The sequence below is a fragment of the Vibrio sp. Vb0888 genome, assembly GCF_033338835.1.
GTDB classification, from domain to species: Bacteria; Pseudomonadota; Gammaproteobacteria; order Enterobacterales; family Vibrionaceae; genus Vibrio; species Vibrio alginolyticus.
Window position 1 is genome coordinate 1 of record NZ_JAWOTL010000338.1, and the last position, 1,040, is coordinate 1,040.

Below are 1,040 nucleotides of genomic sequence, written 5' to 3' on the forward strand. Positions count from 1 at the left end.
GTGGCATGAACACGAATGCCACCTTCGACTTCCTGATTTACTTGCTCATTTTGATGCTAATGACGTTGTATTGGTTGATTGCTTAACGCTGTGGCTGAACAACTGGATTTTTGATCTAGGTGAAGCCTGCAGTAACGAGTTATTAGAACAAGAGATAGAAAAGCTCACTCAAGCGGTTGAAAATTCTCGCGCGACACTGATTTTTGTCTCTAACGAGGTGGGAATGGGCATCGTGCCGCTGGGTGCTGTGAGCCGCTATTTTGTTGATAATGCAGGGCGCATGAATCAACAACTTGCTCAAGTATGCTCTCGAGTAACGTTTGTTGCGGCAGGGTTGCCATTGGTTCTTAAAGAATAGGATACGAAGGTAATGAAAACGCTCAATATCTATCTTATGCGTCATGGAAAAGTAGACGCAGCGCCTGGCTTACATGGTCAGACTGATCTCAAAGTGAAAGAGGCCGAGCAGCAGCGAATCGCCATGGCTTGGAAAACCAACGGATACGACGTAGCGGGGATAATATCGTCGCCGCTTTCTCGTTGTCACGATTTGGCGCAAATATTAGCTGAGCAACAATTGTTGCCAATGACCACCGAAGACGATCTGCAAGAAATGGACTTTGGTGACTTCGATGGCATGCCATTTGATTTGCTTACTGAACATTGGAAAAAACTCGATGCCTTTTGGCAATCACCCGCTCACCATTCGTTGCCTAATGCCGAGAGCTTAAGCACATTTTCTCAGCGCGTTAGTCGCGCTTGGTCTCAAATCATTAACGATATCAATGACAACTTGTTAATTGTCACGCATGGTGGCGTAATTCGAATAATTCTCGCTCATGTTTTGGGCGTGGATTGGCGCAATCCTCAATGGTATTCGACATTGGCGATAGGAAATGCCTCAGTCACTCATATAACAATTACTATTGATGACCAAATTTACGCCTCAGTTCGTTCAATAGGCGTGCCTCTTGTAGAAGATTAAAATCAGGCGCTGTTGGCCTTCAACGCGAAACAAATCAAGGAAGAAAAGCAGCCCT

Annotated in this window: 2 protein-coding genes; both read left to right on the forward strand. The window is 45.3% G+C overall.

Translation table 11 applies throughout. The features are described 5' to 3' along the window. Positions 1–358: bifunctional adenosylcobinamide kinase/adenosylcobinamide-phosphate guanylyltransferase (locus R7P72_RS26090; RefSeq protein WP_318111160.1), on the forward strand; the 358-nt coding region annotated here is incomplete at its 5' end. Positions 359–370: 12 nt separating this feature from the next. Beyond that, positions 371–985 carry an alpha-ribazole phosphatase gene (gene cobC / locus R7P72_RS26095; RefSeq protein WP_140217941.1) on the forward strand — a complete coding sequence of 205 codons (615 nt, stop codon included), beginning with the start codon at positions 371–373 and terminating at the stop codon, positions 983–985. Positions 986–1,040: the final 55 nt, after the last annotated feature.

Coding starts and splice junctions, on each gene's coding strand:
- cobC (WP_140217941.1), top strand. CDS start 371: ATGAAAACGCTCAATATCTATCTTATGCGTCATGGAAAAGTAGACGCA.